Source organism: Type-E symbiont of Plautia stali (assembly GCF_059731115.1).
This window is the reverse complement of sequence record NZ_AP035906.1, coordinates 4177774-4197247: the sequence shown is the minus strand read 5'-3', so window position 1 is coordinate 4197247 and position 19474 is coordinate 4177774. Positions and strand designations below refer to the sequence as shown.

Here is a 19474-nt window from a genome sequence, read left to right as displayed (position 1 = left end):
CTGCCATCGGGCAGCGATGTCTGCCAGACAGTATAGAGATCAAACGTGTCGCTGGCTTTGCTTTTCGTCATTTTTGCCGCGGTGATCAAGGGGTCGCGAGCGCCAGTTTTATTGGCTCAACCGCGAAGGTTAATCCTTTGTCACCGTTATCCGCGACCACAAAACGCAATGCGCCTTCAGTACTGGCAAAATAGCGTGCGCCTTTGCCTGCGCTGAGCAGCGCATCAAGCTTTTTGCGTCCATCTGCAGGCGATAAACCTGGGACAAAAAATCGCAATAATGCTGTCATGTAATCCATCGCACGTGCCTGCGCGGCTTTCATATCCGGGCCGGGAACCGGTAGCCAGGTAATTTGCAGCGTTTTGATTTTTCCGGTGCCCTGCTCCAGCGCGGTAGAAGCATAGAGTGTTTCATTGATCTTGCTGGCGGCGCGCGTCAGGTTGCTTTTATCGTCTCGATTATCAATCGCACGATATTCCTGCAACGGCAGGTCCGGATTCGTTGCGTTGTACTTCTCGCGGAACTGCGCGATGGTCATATCGAAGGTGGGGGCACCTGCCAATAGATAAGGGGCGGCAGGCAGGTGATCGCTTCGATCCTGCGGTGTCGCATCCTCCGCCCAGGCGGGAAATGTCAGCGCGACGCTTAAGAGCAGCGCGACTGGCAGGTTCTTCATTGCTTCGGCCCTAAATCATTCACTTAGCCCACGATTAGAACGGTTTTTACCGACCAAAGTCAAAACCCGCACAGGGAAAAGTCTGACATTCTTCACACCACACGGATTACCAGTAATGCTCGCTGGTCATATGGCCGGGTTTGCGTTTGAAATGTTTACGCATCTCACGCGTATCTTTCAGCAATTGCTGGGTATCGCGCACCATTTGCGGGTTACCACACAGCATCACGTGGCTGGTGTCAGCGGTCATCGGCAAACCCACCGCACGTTCAAGTTCACCGCTCTCAATGAGCTGCGGAACACGACCGTGCAGCGAACCGGCGATCTCTTCGCGACTCACCACCGTCTGAATATGCAATTTGCCCTGATAACGCTGTTGCAGCTGCTGCATCAACGGCAGGAAGCTCAGGTCATCGGCGAAACGTGCCGCATGTACCAGCACAATGTTATCAAACCGTTCCAGGTCTTCACCCTGTTGCAGAATCGATAAATAAGGACCGATCGCCGTGCCAGTGGCCAGCATCCATAGCGTACTGCAATCGGGAATTTCATTGAGTACAAAGAATCCGGCAGCTTCTTTGGTCACCATCACCTGATCGCCAGGCTGCAATGCCTGCAAACGTGGACTGAGCTTACCCTCTGGCACGGTTACCAGATAGAACTCCAGTAAGCGATCGCGCGGTGCATTCACATATGAATAGGCGCGTTGCACGCGTTCACCATCAATTTCCAGCGCCAGCTTGGCAAACTGCCCGGCGGTAAAGGTATCAATCGGCGCGGTAACGCGCAGGCTGAACAGTGCATCGGTCCAGTTTTTCACTTCTTTCACTTCCGCATTGATCCACTCTGCCATGATCGCTCCTTATTATTGATTATTCAGGCGTATCACTATCATCGTCAGCCCTCTCACAGATTTCCAGCCCAGCGGAGAGTAAAGGGCTCTCAGCGACAAATCATGCGCACTCCACATCAACTGTAGCGGTCGGGTTACGACCCGGTAAGTAATCTTGACACCACTGCGCCAGTCGCTTTGCACTCACCTCTCGATTTGTCACGCAATCCTGATATTTTTGCCGCCATTAATCGCCAGCAGCCTTTTTTAGTGCTGCTTTTATTTTGTTTCTCAGGCAGACATTTTGTTCCATGTTGAAGAATAAAACACAAAACCGCTTCCTGTTATTCATGCTGATCGTGCTGGTGGCGGTCGGACAGATGGCGCAAACCATCTATGTGCCGGCGATGGCGAACATGGCCGAAGCCCTGAACGTACGCAGTGGCAGCATGCAGCAGGTCATGGCCGCTTATTTGATGACCTATGGTGGATCACAACTGATCTATGGTCCGTTGTCAGATAGCTTTGGCCGTCGTCCGGTGATCCTTATCGGTATGACGATCTTTGCCGTGGGGGCATTGATCGCCATGTTTGCGCCATCACTGCAGATTTTGGTGCTGGGCAGCGCGGTGCAGGGTTTGGGTACTGGCGTCGCGGGGGTGATGGCGCGCACTATGCCGCGCGATCTCTATTCCGGTATCGCCCTGCGCCAGGCCAATAGTCTGCTGAATATGGGAATTCTGGTGAGCCCGCTGCTGGCACCGGTGATTGGCGCGCTACTGACGCACCTGTTTGGCTGGCACGCTTGTTTTGCCTTTCTGCTATTGCTGTGCGTCGGCGTCACAGCTTCCATGGCGCGCTGGCTACCCGAAACGCGTCCCGTGGATACGCCTGCCACACCGTTTCTGCGCCGTTATGCCACCTTACTTAGCGACGGGAATTTTATCCGCTATCTGCTGCTGCTGGTAGGCGCCCTGGCAGGCATCGCAGTGTTTGAAGCCAGCTGTGGTGTGTTGATGGGGGGCGTGCTCGGTCTGGATGGCATCACAGTCAGCATTCTGTTTATCCTGCCGATCCCGGCCGCCTTTTTTGGTGCGTGGTTTGCCGGGCGCGAGCAGAAGTCCTGGCATACGCTGATGTGGTACGGCGTGAACAGTTGCTTGCTGGCGGGTCTGCTGATGTGGATTCCGGCATGGTTCGGCATCATGAATATCTGGACACTGCTGGTGCCTGCCGCACTGTTCTTCTTTGGTGCCGGGATGCTGTTCCCATTGGCAACATCCGGTGCGATGGAGCCGTATGCATGGTTAGCAGGGAGTGCGGGCGCGCTGATTGGTGGCATACAGAATTTGGGCTCTGGCGTAATTGCCTGGCTGTCGGCGCTACTGCCGCAGCACGATCAGTCGAGCCTCGGGATGCTGATGTTTGTCACGTCGCTGGTGATGCTACTGTGCTGGTGGCCGCTCTCACGTCATCCGGAGAGCGGCAAACAGGCGATTACAGGATAAACTGATGCAGCGCCGCGTCTTTGCGATCCAGATAATGGATCGACTGGATGCGGCGGATGGTGCGTGATTTACCGCGCACCAGCAGGGTTTCGCTGGTAGCGATGTTGCCTTTCCGTGTAATGCCTTTCAGCAGGTCACCGGTGGTGATACCGGTGGCGGCGAAAATCACATTATCGTTACGCGCCATCTTTTCCAGCTTCAGCACTTCTCCGGCTTTAATGCCCATTTCAGCACAACGTTGCAGCTCCTGCTCGCCCAAACGACGGTTCTCTTCACTGTCGCCTTTGACGTCGTGGCGCGCCAATAGGCGAGCCTGCATGTCGCCATCCATTGCACGGATCACTGCAGCGGACACCACACCTTCTGGCGCACCGCCGATACCGTAAAGCACATCCACTTCGCTGTCAGGCATGCAGGTCAAAATCGAGGCCGCAACATCACCATCCGGGAAGGCAAAAACACGCACGCCGAGCTGCTGGAGCTGAGCGATCACCGCGTCATGGCGCGGCTTAGCCAGAATCGACACGGTCAGCTGGCTGAGGGGTTTATCCAGAGCGATGGCGATGTTCTTCAGATTGGCTTCGAGCGGCAGGTTGAGATCGATAGCACCGCGCGCGCCGGGCCCGACAATCAGTTTTTCCATGTACATATCAGGTGCGTGCAGGAAGCTACCTTTATCGGCCACGGCTAATACTGCCAGTGCGTTGGCCTGACCCATCGCCGTCATGCGTGTGCCTTCGATAGGATCGACAGCGATATCCACCGCATCCCCACGGCCGGTACCGACTTTTTCACCGATATAGAGCATCGGCGCTTCGTCGATTTCACCTTCGCCGATCACAATCTGACCGTCGATATCAATGGTATTGAGCATAATGCGCATAGCGTGGACGGCTGCACCGTCGGCCGCATTTTTATCGCCGCGTCCTAACCAGTGATAGCCCGCTAATGCAGCGGCTTCGGTCACACGGGAAAATTCAATCGCGAGTTCTCGTTTCATGGTTGCACCTGATAAAAAACAGGCAGGCAGTGTAACACGGAGGGGAAAGCAGGGCGGGGAGAAAAACCCGCGGCAGGGTGCCGCGGGTCAAAGGTATTACTCAGCGTCTTCCCACGCTTGCGCACGCGCCACGGCTTTCTTCCAGCCTGCATAGCGCACGTTGCGTTCGGTGGTTTCGATGCTTGGGCGGAACTCACGTTCAACGACCGCTTTCGCACGTACTTCCTCCAGATCGCTCCAGAAGCCCACCGCCAGGCCAGCAAGGTAAGCTGCACCCAGCGCGGTCACTTCACGTACTTCCGGACGCTCAACGCGCGTACCGAGAATGTCTGACTGGAACTGCATCAGGAAGTTGTTGGCGACCGCACCACCGTCCACGCGCAGAGATTGCAGACGGGTGCCTGCATCGTTCTGCATCGCTTCCAGCACGTCACGCGTCTGGTAAGCAATCGATTCCAGGGTTGCACGGATGATGTGATTTGCGTTGGCACCACGGGTCAGACCGAAGATGGCGCCACGGGCATACGGATCCCAGTAAGGCGCACCCAGACCGGTAAACGCAGGCACCATGTAGACGCCGTTGGTGTCCTTCACTTTCAGCGCGAAGTATTCAGAGTCGGTTGAATCGCTGATCAGCTTCATCTCATCACGCAGCCACTGAATGGAGGCACCGCCGATGAACACCGCACCTTCCAGTGCGTAGTTCACTTCGCCACGCGGGCCGCAAGCAATGGTGGTCAGCAGACCGTGCGTTGAAGTCACGGCTTCGGTGCCGGTGTTCATCAACATGAAGCAGCCGGTACCGTAGGTGTTTTTCGCCATACCCGGTTGTACGCACAGTTGGCCGTACAGGGCTGCCTGTTGGTCACCTGCAATACCCGCGATTGGAATACGCGTACCGCCTTTACCCCCGATGTTGGTCTGGCCGTAGATTTCAGAAGAGCCTTTCACTTCCGGCAGCATTTCGCGCGGAATATCGAGGATCTCCAGCATACGCTCATCCCACTCCAGCTTGTGGATGTTGTACATCATGGTACGAGAGGCGTTGGTGTGGTCGGTGATGTGCACACGCCCCTGGGTCATTTTCCATACCAGCCAGGTATCAACGGTACCAAACAGCAGCTCGCCACGTTTTGCACGCTCGCGCGCACCTTCAACGTTGTCGAGGATCCACTTCACTTTGGTGCCTGAGAAGTAAGGGTTAATCACCAGACCGGTGGTGTGCTGGATGTACTCTTCCAGACCCTCTTTCTTCAGCTTGTTACAATAGTCCGCTGTACGTGGATCCTGCCAGACGATGGCGTTATAGATCGGCTTACCGGTCTCTTTATCCCACACGATGGCAGTTTCACGTTGGTTGGTGATACCAATCGCGGCAATCTCATCAGAACGGATGTCGGCATGGGCCAGCACTTCGACCAGCGTTGAGCTTTGTGACGCCCAGATGTCCATTGGGTCGTGTTCTACCCAGCCCGCTTTCGGGTAAATCTGGGTGAATTCGCGCTGCGAGACGGCGACGATGTTCGCGTCATGATCGAGTACCACGGCACGCGAGCTGGTCGTGCCCTGATCGAGCGCGAGAATGTATTTTTTATCAGTCGTAGTCATTTTATTTTCCTGATGATTAACGATGAAACTTACGCTTTACGCTGCTCAGCGCGTGCGACCGGTTTTTCTGTTTTGCTGGCTTCCGCCACGTTGACCGGCAGGTTACGGCCAATCAGTGAACGGTAACCGAAGGCTCCGAGGCAAGCACCCACCAGTGGGCCAAAAATCGGAACCAGGAAGTAAGGAATATCTTTGCCGCCGGTGAAGGCCACATCACCCCAACCTGCGATGAAGGCGAACAGCTTAGGACCGAAGTCACGCGCCGGGTTGAGTGCGAAGCCGGTGAGCGGGCCCATTGAACCACCAATCACGGCAACCAGCAGACCAATTAACAGCGGAGCCAGTGGACCACGTGGTACGCCATTGCCGTCATCGGTCAGCGCCATGATCACCGCCATCAGTACCGCCGTAATCACCATCTCAACCAGGAACGCCTGACCGACACTGATGTGCGGGTTAGGGTAGGTTGAGAAGATACCGGCCAGATCGAGGCTCTGCACGCTGCCTCGCACCATTTGATGGCTGGCTTCATAATCAAAGAACAAATTGTAGTAGAGGCCATAAACCAGCGCCGCCGCACAGAAGGCACCGGCAACCTGCGCCAGGATGTAAGGCAGCACTTTGCGGCCTTCAAAGTTAGCAAACAGGCACAGCGCGACCGTTACCGCTGGATTTAAATGCGCGCCGGATACGCCCGCACTGAGATACACGGCCATGGAGACAGCAAGACCCCAGATAATACAGATTTCCCACTGACCGAATGCGGCACCAGCCAGTTTTAATGCAGCAACACAGCCTGCACCAAAAAAGATGATCAAACCGGTACCGAGAAACTCGGCGATGCATTGACCTTTTAGTGTGTTCGTTGTCTGACTCATAATGGCATTCCTGAAGCGAGGTTAAATTTTATCAGTTTTTGTTCTCAATCCATGAGTCACCCAGCTCTTATGTAGGGCTGATGTGAATTTATCGTTAACGAGCATAAACGAGAAATAGCGAAATCGAAATATGTGTACTCCGTCATAAAAATGCGCGTTTTCGCGTCTTTTACCTTTCTTTAAGGGCCATTAACCCTGCTTTACTTAAGTCCAATATCGTGACCGCGCGCAAAAATGCGCGATCGTGAGCGTTTTTTTAAGCATTAACTGAAAAGTGTTACAGACTGCCCGTGCAGGCCTTGTGTCGCTGGACTTGCGGGGTGTGGCTACATACAATCGAGACATCGTGGCTGGACGCACCATAACAAGGCAGTCCCAGCACCATCAACGCCTTGCAAGAGATTTAGGAGAGGTCATAAAGATGTCATTTGAAGTGTTCGAGAAACTGGAAGCGAAAGTACAGCAGGCGATTGATACCATCACCCTGTTGCAGATGGAAATTGAAGAGCTGAAAGATCAGAATAATACGCTGCGTAACGAAGCCAGCCAGGCTTCCGGCAACCAGGATGCACTGGTGCGTGAAAACCAGCATCTGAAAGAAGAACAGCATGTGTGGCAGGAGCGTCTGCGTGCACTGTTGGGAAAAATGGAAGAGGTTTAAGCGTCTATGCTTAAACCCATGACGGGTGCTGCGGCACCCGTTTTTGTTGAGGCTTACTCGATATCGAGGGCGTCTTCCGACAGAATGATGCCGGTGTTATCAGCATAAAGATGGTCTCCAGAGAAGAAGGTTACGCCGCCAAAGTTAACGCGCACATCACTTTCGCCAATCCCTTCGCCCGCCGCACCGACCGGAATCGCGGCAATCGCCTGAATACCAATTTCCAGCTCTTCCAAATCGTCCACCTGACGCACTGAGCCGTAGATCACCAGGCCTTCCCACTCGTTTTGCGCTGCCAGACGCGCCAGTTGCGCATCAACCAGAGCACGACGTACCGAGCCGCCGCCATCAATCACTAACACGCGACCCCGGCCATTCTCTTCCAGCAGATCGTAAAGCAGGCCGTTGTCTTCGAAACATTTCACTGTGGTGATTTGCCCACCGAATGAGGTGCGTCCGCCAAAATTGGAAAAGAGCGGTTCAACCACGTTCACTTCTTCATGGTAGATGTCACAGAGTTCGGAAGTATCGTATTTCATGAGGGTATCGTCTGTTTGCCACAGGAGCGGTAAGTATATCGCTATCTGACGATTGTTGGCAAAATCATCACCCGCTAAAAAAAGCGCTGCATCAATATCCTGCGTAAAAAAATGCCCGGCACAGTGGCCGGGCAGCGGATAACGATGTAACCCTTACAGAATAAAGCGGCTGAGATCTTCGTCGGCCACCAGTTCGTCCAGGTGTTTGCCAACGTAATCAGCATCGATGGTGATGGATTCGCCGTTGCGATCGCTGGCGTCATAGGAAATGTCTTCCATCAGACGCTCAAGCACGGTGTGCAGACGACGCGCACCGATGTTTTCAGTCGTTTCGTTCACCTGCCATGCGGCTTCGGCGATGCGACGGATGCCGTCTTCGGTGAAATCAACGTTCACGCCTTCAGTGCCCATCAGCGCTTTGTACTGTACGGTTACAGACGCGTTTGGCTCCGTCAGAATACGTTCGAAATCATTCACGGTCAGCGCCTGCAGCTCTACACGAATCGGCAAGCGACCCTGCAGTTCTGGAATCAGATCTGACGGGCTGGCGACCTGGAACGCGCCTGAAGCGATAAACAGAATGTGATCAGTTTTCACCATGCCGTGCTTAGTGGACACGGTGCAGCCTTCCACCAGTGGCAGCAGGTCGCGCTGTACACCTTCGCGTGATACATCCGGGCCGCCCGCATTCTGGCCGCCGCGCTTACAGATCTTATCGATTTCATCAATGAACACGATACCGTGCTGCTCAACGGCTTCGATGGCGTCTTGCTTCAGTTCTTCTGGATTCACCAGTTTTGCCGCTTCTTCTTCAATCAGCAGCTTCATGGCTTCTTTGATCTTCAGCTTGCGCGCTTTCTGCTTCTGGCCGCCGAGGTTCTGGAACATCGACTGCAGTTGGCTGGTCATCTCTTCCATGCCTGGAGGCGCCATGATTTCAACACCGGCTGCGGATGCGGCCAGATCGATCTCAATCTCTTTATCATCCAGCTGGCCTTCACGCAGTTTCTTGCGGAATGACTGACGGGCCGCAGAAGGTTCGGCAGCGTGCTCAGCCTGGCCCCAGTTATTTTTCGCCGGTGGGATCAGCACATCAAGAATGCGCTCTTCCGCCATCTCTTCGGCGCGGTATTTGTTTTTCTCGATGGCCTGGCTGCGCACCATTTTGATGGCAGAGTCGGTCAGATCGCGAATAATCGAGTCGACTTCTTTACCCACGTAACCCACTTCGGTGAATTTCGTGGCTTCGACTTTGATGAAAGGCGCATTGGCGAGTTTTGCCAGACGACGCGCGATTTCGGTTTTACCGACACCGGTCGGGCCAATCATCAGAATATTTTTTGGCGTCACTTCATGGCGCAGCTCTTCGTCGAGCTGCATGCGGCGCCAGCGGTTACGCAGTGCAATCGCCACGGCCTTCTTGGCGCCGTCCTGGCCGATGATAAAGCGGTTAAGCTCGCTGACAATCTCGCGAGGAGTCATCTCAGACATGATGTTTAGTCCTTAGCCTTAGACGGTAATTCTTCGAAGTTGATGTTGTGGTTGGTGTAAATGCAGATATCGCCAGCGATGTTCAGCGCCTTCTCAACGATATCGTGCGCACCAATGTCGGTGTTCTCCAGCAGGGCTCGAGCCGCTGCCTGGGCGTAAGGCCCACCAGAACCGATAGCAATCAGATCATTTTCCGGCTGAATGACGTCACCATTACCGCTGATGATCAGTGAGGAGTTCTCATCAGCTACCGCCAGCAGCGCTTCAAGACGGCGCAGCATGCGATCGGTACGCCAGTCTTTTGCCAACTCGACCGCGGCTTTCACCAGGTGACCTTGATGCATTTCCAGCTTGCGCTCGAACAGTTCAAACAGGGTGAAGGCATCTGCGGTGCCGCCAGCAAAACCAGCGATCACTTTGTCATTGTAGAGACGACGCACTTTCTTCACGTTGCCTTTCATCACGGTATTGCCGAGCGTAGCCTGGCCATCACCGCCAATCACGACTCGGCCGTTGCGTCGTACACTTACTATTGTTGTCACGGGCAGACCCCTTGTTGCAGTGGATAAGTAACTTCGCGCACAGAGCGCGGAGTATCATGCAACCAGATATGGGGTAGGTTTGAAGGGTTTCAACCCCGAGATTTGTCTTACTTGAAATGGCCGGTACGTTGGCGAGGTGCGTTCACCCCTGTAACTTACTGATGCAAGCTCAGGGGATTCACGCACTTGCCGCGAGGCGAATGACTTAAGGTAAAGCGAGAGGAATGCAGCTTCCGTGTCCGGAGCTGTGTAAGCGTTTGACCGTGCTGTCAGCGCTGCTGCGATCTTTAAACGGCCCGATTACCACACGATTCCAGCCACCGCTGGTGGTGATACGACTCTCGAAACCTTCAAAAGCCAGACCTGCGCGCACAGACTCTGCCTGGTCAGTGCCTTTGAACGATCCACACTGCACCATCCAGCGCTGCGAAGCGGCTTTCTCTTCCGGTTTCGCTTTTGCCATTTCCTGCGGTTTCGGCTGTTGCACTGGTTCACGCGTTATCGGCGCTGGCTGTTGTTGTTGACGCGTCGCCTGCTGTTGCTGCAACTGCTGTTGACGTTGTTGCTGCTGTAACTGTTGCTGCTGGCGCTGCATCTGTTGCTGTTGTTGAACCTGCTGCTGGCGTTGCAGAGTTTGCTGACGCTGTGCCGGAGTTTGTTCGTTCCACGGCACTTCGTTGAGCTGCGTCGGTTGCTGGCGCATATCAGCCTGCATCTGTTCCAGCAATTGGCGCTGCTCATCCGTCAGCTGTGTTTGTGATTGCACACCACCACCAGCAGACGGTTCAGTCGGCGTCGGCACGGTGATTTGGCGATTTTCCAGCTCTTTGATGTATTTCCAGCGCTCTTCCGGCTTAGGCGGAAGGCCGTTGCCGTTGGCTTTATGATTCGGAATGACCTCAGTCTCTTCTTTTTTATGATGAGAGATGAACCATAAACCACCGGCAAAGGTGACCAGCACGGCCACGGCCAGTACGATCATCAACTTTGACGTGCCGGAGCCGCCTTTGCTTTTCTTACTGCGGCCTGCAGCGGGTTTTTTGCGACGCGTCCCTGTTGAACGCCCGCGGCCTACATAATCTCTCTGTGCCACTTTCGTTCTGATACCCTTCAAAAAAATGCCAATGGGCGAAACCCTAAATTAAGACGGGTGTAAAAGTTCTGTTAATTGCCCGGCAACGAATGCGTCATGTTACTCAAGGGCTGGAACTTTGACCAGCAGAGTCTGCCTTCAGAATCCGCTGAAAATGCAGTGAAGCCTAGACCATTTTTCCCGTTTTTGTGGCGGGTGCGGTGCTTCCGCGCACGCGTAATTCCGCGTCGAGTAAACGTGAGCCGTTGTTGACGCGTTTGCCCTGCAGTTCATCCAGCAACAGCAGCATCGCCTCACGACCAATGGCAAATCGCGGCTGTGCCACGGTGGTGAGTGGGGGATCGTAATACTGCGCCAGTTCGATATCGTCAAATCCCACCACGGAAAGATCCTGCGGAATGCACATGCCCAGCTTTCGTGCCTGATTCATTGCACCTAATGCCATCAAGTCGCTGTGGCAGAAAATGGCTTTCGGCGGCTGCGGTAAGCTCATCAACTGTTTCAGCGCACTGGCACCAGCTTCGAAGGTGAAATCACCGTGCACAATCATCGTGGGATCAATGGCGATACTGCTGCGGCGCAGAGCCTGAATGTAGCCTTGTAAACGATACTGGCTGAGCGGGATATGTTCCGGCCCGGTAATGCAGGCAATCTGGCGATGACCGAGTTGCAGCAGATGATTGACAGCTTCAAATGCCGCCGTCAGGTTATCAATATGCACGGTAGGCAGAGCCATTTCCGGGGCGAATTCGTTGCCCATCACCATCGGCGGCAGGTTACGCTGATCTTCAATTCCTGCATCGAACGGCAGTTGTGAACCCAGCAGCACCATGCCGTCGATTTGGCGCGTCAACATCAGGTTGAGGAAGGTTTTTTCCTGCTGATCCTGATGTGCGCAGTCGCCAATCAACACCAGATAGCCTTCCTGCGCCGCGGTGACTTCGACGCCACGGATGATTTCACTAAAGAACGGATCGCAGATGTCCGGCACTATTACCAATATGGTTTGCGTTTCGCCGCGTTTGGCATTGCGCGCCAGCCCGTGTGGCGCATAGCCGACATCAATCACCGCTTGCTCTACTTTCTGCCGGGTGGCAGCCGAGACTTTTTCCGGGTTCATCAGCGCGCGAGAAACCGTGGCGGTAGAGACGCCGGCTTTCTCGGCCACATCTCTCATGGTGGCAGCAGATGAAGGTTGCTTCTGGTCCAACGTATAACTCCTGACGCGGTACAGCGCATTGATTTTCAGACATTGCCGGGCTTCAGCCGGGATGGGCACTATTGATAACCCAACGTCGGGTGAGGTTGTTACTTAATTTGCATAAAAATTGTGACTTGTGCGACTTTTTTCGATCTGGCTCGCAGATGTGATGCGGCCTAACTCTCGGTGGGGTCGATATCCAGTGTCCATTTGGTTTTGCGCGCGGCGGGCAGGGTGGAGATTAGCGGCAGCGAACTGCTCAGCAGCTGTTGCAGGCGTTTACGCGAAGGATGCTGTAGCAACAGTTGCCAGCGCCAGCGCCCACTACGTTTCGGTGCCAGTGCCGGAACCGGCCCCATTAACCACATGGCCTCATCTTTCAGCGGGCTGGCTTCGAGTAAATTGCGCAGTTGTGTGAGGAATTCAGCGGCCTGCGCATTGTCCATGTCTTCCGCGCGGAACAGCGCGTGGCTGGTCCACGGCGGCAGCTGCACCGACTGACGCTCCAGCAAGGTTTCCTCGGCAAAGGCGAAATAGCCACGATGCAGCAACGTTTGCAACAGCGGATGCTCGGGATGGTGCGTCTGCAGCAGTACTTCACCCTGTTTACCGGCGCGCCCGGCGCGCCCGGCCACCTGGGTATAGAGTTGAGCAAAGCGTTCGGCGGCGCGGAAATCGGCGGAGAATAAGGCGCCATCGACATCCAGCAGGGAAACCAGCGTCACGTCGGGGAAATGGTGCCCTTTTGCCAGCATCTGTGTGCCAACCAGAATGCGGGCACCGCCGCGATGCACATCCGCCAGATGCTGCTCCAGTGCACCTTTGCGGCTGGTGGTATCGCGATCAATGCGCGACACCGGTACGCCGGGAAAGAGTGTGCTGAGCTGCTGCTCAAGCTGCTCTGTACCGACGCCGACCGGCATCAGGTGTGTGGAACCGCAACCCGGACATTGATTGGGCAGCGGGCGCTGGCTGTCGCAGTGGTGGCAGCGCAGCTGACGATGATGCTGATGCAGCGTGTAATAGCTGTCGCAGCGTTGACACTCCGCCAGCCACCCGCAGTCGTGGCACATCAATGCAGGCGAGAATCCGCGGCGGTTGAGGAACAGCAATACCTGATTATCGGCCTGCAGGTGCTGGCGCATTTTGCCCAGCAATGCGGGCGCGAGCCCACCCTTAAGCTGCTGGCCTTTAAGGTCGATTAGCTGTTGCAGAGCCGGTTTGGCGTTGCCCGCGCGTTTGGTCAGATTGAGCTGTCGATACTTGCCGACGCGCACATTGTGCAGCGTTTCCAGCGCCGGTGTGGCAGAACCCATCACAATCGGGATATCTTCTTCGTGAGCGCGAAACACCGCCAGATCGCGCGCCTGATAGCGCCAGCCTTCCTGCTGCTTGTACGAACTGTCGTGTTCTTCATCAATAATGATTACCCCCGGACGCGCCAGCGGTGTGAACAGCGCGGAACGCGTACCGATGATAATCGCGGTTTCGCCACTGCGCGCACGCAGCCATACCGCAAGACGCTCACTGTCATTGAGTGCCGAGTGCAGCACATCGATCGGCGCATCGAAGCGTTCACGGAAGCGTGTAATAGTTTGCGGTGTCAGGCCGATTTCCGGCACCAGTACCAGCGCTTGTTTGCCGCGCGCCAGCACATTCTCTAGCACGCTGAGATAGACTTCGGTTTTGCCCGAACCGGTAATGCCTGCCAGCAACCACGCTGCATAATGATCATCTTCGCTGCGCATCGCGCCGACGGCCATCGCCTGATCGGTATTGAGACGCAGGCGATCGCCCTTCACCGCAAAGGTGGTGCGCCAGTCGTGCATCTGCGGTGCGTGTTCACGCAGATCGCACAGACCTTTGGCACGCAATGATTGCAGCGCGGCGTCAGTCAGATCCTGTTCACTGACCTGATGGCGATAGAGAGGTTGCTGGCGCAGTGCCGCTAAAGCTTGCTGCTGCTTGGGTGCACGCTTCAGGCTTTCCATGGCCACTTCGCGTCCGGCGTCGTTGACCACCCACTGCCACAACGGCGTTTCCTGCGCCGGTTTGCCCTGACGCAGCAGCACAGGTAGAGCATGGTTGAGCACCTCGCCGAGCGGCGAATGGTAATAGCTGGCGGCCCAGTTAAGGATGCGCCACAGCGCTGGAGAGAACAGGCTTTGATCGTCCAGCACGCTCTCCAGCGGTTTGAGCTGAGCCAGAGGCAGGTCGCTGGTTTCCTTTACAGCCACCACGATGCCGATCATTTTACGATTGCCAAACGGCACGCTGACGCGCGCGCCCACCACCGGCTGCGCCGCATCGGCGGGCAGAAGGTAGTCAAACAGGCGAGGCAGCGGAACGGGCAGGGCAACCTGAACAACGGGCATGTCGATCTCTATCCGGTACTGTAATAAGGAGAAGTAGTGTACACGCTGATGCAACCCTCGTCATACTTCACGCCACCGCCACCGCCACCGCCACCGCCACCGCCACCGCCACCGCCACCGCCACCGCCACAGCGCATAGACACATTGGCTGCGCACGCTCTTTCCATCAGATGGACTGGGATGAGGACGTTCACTGCCTCCCAGTGGCTCAGAGAATAAACAGCTGATATTTGCCTGGTGCGGTCAATTTCTGTATACTATGCCGCCTTTGATGAGATCACTTGTCAAAGATACACTTAATTATTAACCGCGTGTGGTGCTGTGCAGGTTCGCCTGGCACGGAGAGCGACACGGCCTTTTATGAGGTTCTCCCATGAAACAAGGTATTCACCCGAAATACGAAGCTGTGACCATCACCTGCTCTTGCGGCAACGTGATCAACACCCGTTCAACCATGACTGGTACCCTGAACCTGGACGTGTGCGGCAAATGCCACCCGTTCTACACTGGTAAGCAGCGTGTTGTTGATTCTGGTGGTCGTGTTGATCGCTTCAACAAGCGTTTCAGCATCCCAGGCAGCAAGAAATAAGATTATTTGCCATCGAATCTTCGGATTCGGCAGCAAGAAAAAACCCAGCCTTGGCTGGGTTTTTTTGTTTCTGGACTCAGTATTCCCAGGTGTCGGGATCGATGCCCATCTCACGCATAATCTGCTTAGCTTCTTCCGGAATCTCATCGCTACGTTCTTTGCGCAAATCGACATCATTTGGCAGCGGCTGCCCGGTGAAAGCATGCAAAAAGGCTTCGCACAGCAATTCGCTATTTGTGGCATGACGCAGGTTGTTCACCTGACGGCGCGTGCGTTCATCCGTTAAAATTTTCAGCACTTTCAGCGGGATAGAAACTGTAATCTTCTTAACCTGCTCGCTCTTCTTGCCGTGTTCAGCGTAAGGGCTGATATATTCGCCGTTCCATTCAGCCATGGGTTACCTTAATCAATAAAAGTTGAATATGGGGAAATCCGTTGATTATGCCCGATTTTTCGATGCCTGACCGCTTAAACTGCCGGTTTTATGCTTACGCATCGCTTTTCACAGGAAAGCGCGCTGAACACCAGGCGATGACGCGTAATTTTAGCGGGTATTGATGATTTGCTCAATCTATACGCAAAGACATTTAGATGTCCAGATGTATTGACGTCTATGCGCTGAATGTTATCCTGTTGCCACTTCTTATTACACTTCAGGAACAGTAAGCACCATGACGCGTAAACAGGCAACCATCGCAGTACGCAGCGGTTTGAATGATGACGAGCAATATGGCTGCGTTGTCCCACCGATTCACCTCTCCAGCACCTACAACTTCCTCGACTTTAATGAACCGCGTGCACATGACTACTCACGTCGCGGTAACCCCACGCGTGATGTGGTACAACGCGCGCTGGCAGAACTGGAAGGCGGTGCGGGCGCGGTATTAACCAATACCGGGATGTCAGCGATTCATCTGGTGACCACCGTGTTCCTGAAGCCGGGCGATCTGCTGGTTGCCCCACATGACTGCTACGGCGGCAGCTATCGCCTGTTCGACAGCCTGAGCAAACGCGGTGCTTATCGCGTGAAATTTGTCGATCAGGGTGACAAAGCCGCGCTGGCAGCCGCGCTGGCCGAGAAACCCAAACTCGTGTTGGTGGAGAGCCCAAGCAATCCGCTGCTGCGCGTGGTAGATATCGCCGGCATTTGCCAGGCGGCGCGTGCAGCGGGTGCGATCAGTGTAGTGGACAACACCTTCCTGAGTCCGGCATTGCAAAATCCGCTGGCGCTGGGAGCCGATCTGGTTATCCACTCTTGCACCAAATACCTGAATGGTCACTCGGATGTGGTGGCCGGAGCGGTGATTTCTAAAGATCCGACGATGGCCACGGATCTTGCCTGGTGGGCGAATAATATTGGTGTAACCGGCGCAGCATTTGATAGCTACCTGCTGCTGCGCGGTCTGCGCACGCTGGCGCCGCGTATGGCGGCAGCGCAGCGTAATGCGCTGGCGATTGTTGATTACCTGAAGCAACAACCGCTGGTGAAAAAACTGTATCATCCGTCTCTGCCGGAAAATGCCGGACATGAGTACGCGGCGCGTCAACAACGTGGCTTTGGTGCGATGCTCAGCTTTGAACTTGACGCTGATGAAGCGCGTCTGCGCCGCTTCCTGAAAGCGCTGCAGTTGTTCACGCTGGCGGAATCCCTGGGTGGCGTGGAGAGCCTGATTTCGCACACCGCGACCATGACGCATGCCGGCATGTCTGCGGAAGCGCGCGCGGCAGCGGGTATTTCAGAAACGCTACTGCGTATTTCTGTCGGAATTGAAGATCACGAAGATTTAATCGCCGATCTGGATAATGCATTCCGGATCGCAGCCGAGGAGTAAGCATGACAAGTTCAGCAGGCGCGGGAACGCCGAACAAGCAGTTGCATAAATTTGGTGGCAGTAGCCTGGCGGATGCACGTTGTTATCAACGTGTCGCCAGCATCATGGCGGATTACAGCCAGCCGGGCGATTTAATGGTGGTCTCTGCCGCAGGCAGCACCACCAACCAGCTGATTAGCTGGCTTAAACTGAGCCAGAGCGATCGCTTATCTGCCCATCAGGTGCAACAAGCTTTACGCCGTTTTCACAGCGAACTGATCGCTGCGCTGTTGCCTGTTGAATTTGCTGAAACGCTGACCGCTGCCTTTATTCGCGATTTAGAACGTCTGGCGGCACTGCTTGACGGCGCTATCACCGATGCGGTGTATGCCGAAGTGGTGGGGCACGGTGAAATCTGGTCGGCACGCCTGATGGCGGCAGTGCTGAGCCAGCGTGATATCGAGTCTGCATGGCTGGACGCGCGTGACTTTCTGCGTGCCGAACGTGCTGCGCAGCCACAGGTCGATGAAGGCAAGTCCTGGCCATTGCTACAGGCCCTGCTGGCTCAGCATCCTCATAAGCGTTTGGTGGTAACCGGCTTTATCAGCCGCAGCGACGCCGGCGAAACGGTGTTACTGGGTCGCAATGGTTCGGACTACTCAGCCACGCAGATCGGTGCGCTGGCAGGCGTAAACCGTGTCACCATATGGAGCGATGTGGCTGGTGTCTATAGCGCCGATCCGCGTAAAGTGTCCGACGCCTGCTTGCTGCCTTTACTGCGCTTAGATGAGGCCAGCGAGCTGGCGCGTCTGGCCGCACCGGTATTGCATACACGTACGCTGCAGCCCGTGTCGAATAGCGATATCGATCTGCAGTTGCGTTGCAGCTATCAACCTGAGCAGGGCTCAACGCGCATTGAGCGCGTACTGGCTTCCGGTACCGGCGCGCGTATTGTCACCAGCCACGACGATGTGTGCCTGGTAGAGATTCACATCCCAGAAAACCACGATTTCAAAACGCAGCAGAAAGAGATCGATCTGCTGCTTAAGCGTGCGCAACTGCGTCCGCTGGCGATGGGTGTCCATCCCGATCGCCGTTTGCTGCAACTCTGCTACACCTCCGAAGTGGTGAACAGCGCATTCAATTTGTTGCAGGACGCTGCGCTGCCGGGTCATCTGCAACTGCGCGATGGCTTAGCGTTGGTGGCGTTGGTCGGCGCAGGCGTGACGCGTAACCCGCTCCATAGCCATCGTTTCTGGCAACAGATCAAAGACCAGCCGGTTGAGTTTGTCTGGCAGTCAGAAGATCACATCAGTATTGTTGCCGTACTGCGCGTAGGACCGACGCAGCACCTGATTCAGGGGCTGCACCAGTCATTGTTCCGCGCGGAAAAGCGCATCGGTCTGATGCTGTTTGGTAAAGGCAATATCGGCTCACGCTGGCTGGAGTTGTTTGCCCGCGAGCAGGAAGGCTTATCGGCGCGTACCGGCTTTGAGTATGTGCTGGCAGGCGTGGCGGATAGCAGTCGTAGTTTGCTGAGCTACGAAGGTCTGGAAGCCAGCCGTGCGCTCGCCTTTTTTGATGACGAAGCCGAAGAACGCGATGAAGAGTCGCTATTCCTGTGGATGCGCGCCCATCCGTTCGATGATTTAGTGGTGCTGGACGTCACCGCCAGCGCACCGCTGGCACAGCAATATCTTGATTTTGCCAGCCACGGTTTCCATGTCATTAGCGCGAACAAAGTCGCAGGCGCATCCAGCAGCCAGAGTTGGCGGCAGATTCGTGATGCGTTCGCCAAAACCGGTCGTCACTGGCTATATAACGCCACGGTAGGCGCAGGATTACCGGTGAACCATACGGTGCGCGATCTGCGCGAAAGCGGCGACAGCATTCTGGCCATCAGTGGTATTTTCTCCGGCACGCTGTCCTGGCTGTTCCTGCAATTTGATGGCACCGTGCCGTTCAGTGAGCTGGTAGATCAGGCCTGGCAGCAAGGTCTCACCGAACCCGATCCGCGTGTAGACCTGTCGGGGCAGGATGTGATGCGCAAGCTGGTCATCCTGGCGCGTGAAGCCGGTTATGACATCGAGCCGGATCAGGTGCGTGTTGAATCGCTGGTGCCGTCGGATTGCGAAGAAGAATCGATTGACCACTTCTTCGAGAATGCCGACGAGTTGAATGACCAAATGCTGCAACGCTTTGAAGCGGCGCAGGAGATGGGCCTGGTGCTGCGCTATGTGGCACGTTTCGATGCCAACGGAAAGGCCCGTGTGGGGGTGGAAGCGGTGCGTCCGGAACACCCGCTGGCTTCACTGCTGCCGTGCGATAACGTGTTTGCTATCGAAAGCCGCTGGTATCGTGATAATCCGCTGGTGATCCGCGGGCCGGGCGCCGGCCGTGATGTGACAGCCGGTGCGTTACAATCGGATATCAATCGCCTCGCACAACTGCTGTAGTCTGCCTTGCAACGCAGACGGTGCCCGCCGTCTGCGCTTTTCACCCTCTGCGCGAACATGAAACTCTTTCAACTTGATTGAATATTTGTCACGCCTGTACATTAATTTTAAGTTGACGCTAACGCGCTAATGGTTCATTTTGTGCATCTGGACGTCTAAACGTATAGATGTTCGCAGGCCGCAAGTTAATCGATATGTGACGACGAGGTAATCT

Annotated in this window: 18 protein-coding genes; 5 read left to right on the top strand and 13 right to left on the bottom strand. The window is 55.3% G+C overall.

Features of this window, described 5'->3' with window-relative positions; translation table 11 throughout:
* Positions 1-85: 85 nt before the first annotated feature.
* The gene (locus tag AC6I8L_RS19425) at positions 86-676 is read right to left on the bottom strand and encodes a YiiQ family protein (protein WP_034823757.1); all 591 of its coding nucleotides are present in this window, start codon (positions 674-676) and stop codon (positions 86-88) included.
* 106 nt (positions 677-782) lie between these two features.
* Positions 783-1529, bottom strand: coding sequence for a ferredoxin--NADP(+) reductase (fpr, locus tag AC6I8L_RS19420; RefSeq protein ID WP_058960115.1), 747 nt, complete (start codon positions 1527-1529; stop codon positions 783-785).
* Positions 1530-1819: 290 nt separating this feature from the next.
* On the opposite strand from fpr, the gene emrD reads away from it, so the two are divergent.
* Positions 1820-3016, top strand: coding sequence for a multidrug efflux MFS transporter EmrD (emrD, locus tag AC6I8L_RS19415; protein WP_058960114.1), 1197 nt, complete (start codon positions 1820-1822; stop codon positions 3014-3016).
* On the opposite strand, the gene glpX is transcribed toward emrD, so the two are convergent.
* The 3 genes from glpX to AC6I8L_RS19400 form a co-directional block, all read right to left on the bottom strand.
* The gene (gene glpX, locus AC6I8L_RS19410; protein WP_058960113.1) at positions 3006-4016 is read right to left on the bottom strand and encodes a class II fructose-bisphosphatase; all 1011 of its coding nucleotides are present in this window, start codon (positions 4014-4016) and stop codon (positions 3006-3008) included. The two genes, emrD and glpX, sit on opposite strands and share 11 nt — an antisense overlap.
* A gap of 96 nt (positions 4017-4112) precedes the next feature.
* Positions 4113-5624 (bottom strand): glycerol kinase GlpK, encoded by a 1512-nt coding sequence (gene glpK / locus AC6I8L_RS19405; RefSeq protein ID WP_058960112.1) that lies wholly within the window; start codon positions 5622-5624, stop codon positions 4113-4115.
* 29 nt (positions 5625-5653) lie between these two features.
* Positions 5654-6502, bottom strand: a complete 849-nt coding sequence (locus AC6I8L_RS19400; protein WP_034823747.1) for an MIP/aquaporin family protein — start codon at positions 6500-6502, stop codon at positions 5654-5656.
* Positions 6503-6923: 421 nt separating this feature from the next.
* Between AC6I8L_RS19400 and zapB the strand changes: the two genes are divergently transcribed.
* Positions 6924-7163, top strand: a complete 240-nt coding sequence (zapB, locus tag AC6I8L_RS19395) for a cell division protein ZapB (RefSeq protein ID WP_034823745.1) — start codon at positions 6924-6926, stop codon at positions 7161-7163.
* Between the two features lie 53 nt (positions 7164-7216).
* Here zapB and rraA read toward each other — a convergent pair whose 3' ends face one another.
* The 7 genes from rraA to AC6I8L_RS19360 all read right to left on the bottom strand — a co-directional run bounded on the left by rraA (position 7217) and on the right by AC6I8L_RS19360 (position 14547).
* On the bottom strand, positions 7217-7702 hold the full coding sequence (gene rraA, locus AC6I8L_RS19390) for a ribonuclease E activity regulator RraA (RefSeq protein ID WP_034823742.1): 486 nt from the start codon (positions 7700-7702) through the stop codon (positions 7217-7219).
* Between the two features lie 153 nt (positions 7703-7855).
* A complete protein-coding gene (gene hslU, locus AC6I8L_RS19385; RefSeq protein ID WP_038644089.1) occupies positions 7856-9193 on the bottom strand; it encodes an ATP-dependent protease ATPase subunit HslU in 1338 nt (445 codons plus the stop codon).
* A gap of 5 nt (positions 9194-9198) precedes the next feature.
* A complete protein-coding gene (gene hslV, locus AC6I8L_RS19380; protein ID WP_071845580.1) occupies positions 9199-9735 on the bottom strand; it encodes an ATP-dependent protease subunit HslV in 537 nt (178 codons plus the stop codon).
* Between the two features lie 205 nt (positions 9736-9940).
* A complete protein-coding gene (gene ftsN / locus AC6I8L_RS19375; RefSeq protein ID WP_058960111.1) occupies positions 9941-10828 on the bottom strand; it encodes a cell division protein FtsN in 888 nt (295 codons plus the stop codon).
* Between the two features lie 166 nt (positions 10829-10994).
* Positions 10995-12005 (bottom strand): DNA-binding transcriptional regulator CytR, encoded by a 1011-nt coding sequence (gene cytR / locus AC6I8L_RS19370; protein ID WP_498014495.1) that lies wholly within the window; start codon positions 12003-12005, stop codon positions 10995-10997.
* A gap of 200 nt (positions 12006-12205) precedes the next feature.
* Complete coding sequence (gene priA / locus AC6I8L_RS19365; RefSeq protein ID WP_058960109.1) at positions 12206-14404, bottom strand: primosomal protein N'; 2199 nt, start codon at positions 14402-14404, stop codon at positions 12206-12208.
* An 8-nt stretch (positions 14405-14412) separates the two neighbouring features.
* Positions 14413-14547, bottom strand: coding sequence for a hypothetical protein (locus AC6I8L_RS19360; protein ID WP_286119773.1), 135 nt, complete (start codon positions 14545-14547; stop codon positions 14413-14415).
* Positions 14548-14777: 230 nt separating this feature from the next.
* Here AC6I8L_RS19360 and rpmE point away from each other — a divergent pair, with 230 nt between their 5' ends.
* Entirely contained in the window at positions 14778-14993 is a 216-nt protein-coding gene (gene rpmE / locus AC6I8L_RS19355; RefSeq protein ID WP_021506837.1) for a 50S ribosomal protein L31, read from the top strand.
* Between the two features lie 76 nt (positions 14994-15069).
* Here rpmE and metJ read toward each other — a convergent pair whose 3' ends face one another.
* Entirely contained in the window at positions 15070-15387 is a 318-nt protein-coding gene (metJ, locus tag AC6I8L_RS19350; protein ID WP_034823729.1) for a met regulon transcriptional regulator MetJ, read from the bottom strand.
* Positions 15388-15664: 277 nt separating this feature from the next.
* Here metJ and metB point away from each other — a divergent pair, with 277 nt between their 5' ends.
* Positions 15665-16825, top strand: a complete 1161-nt coding sequence (metB, locus tag AC6I8L_RS19345) for a cystathionine gamma-synthase (RefSeq protein ID WP_058960108.1) — start codon at positions 15665-15667, stop codon at positions 16823-16825.
* Positions 16826-16827: 2 nt separating this feature from the next.
* The gene (locus AC6I8L_RS19340; RefSeq protein ID WP_058960107.1) at positions 16828-19260 is read left to right on the top strand and encodes a bifunctional aspartate kinase/homoserine dehydrogenase II; all 2433 of its coding nucleotides are present in this window, start codon (positions 16828-16830) and stop codon (positions 19258-19260) included.
* Positions 19261-19474: the final 214 nt, after the last annotated feature.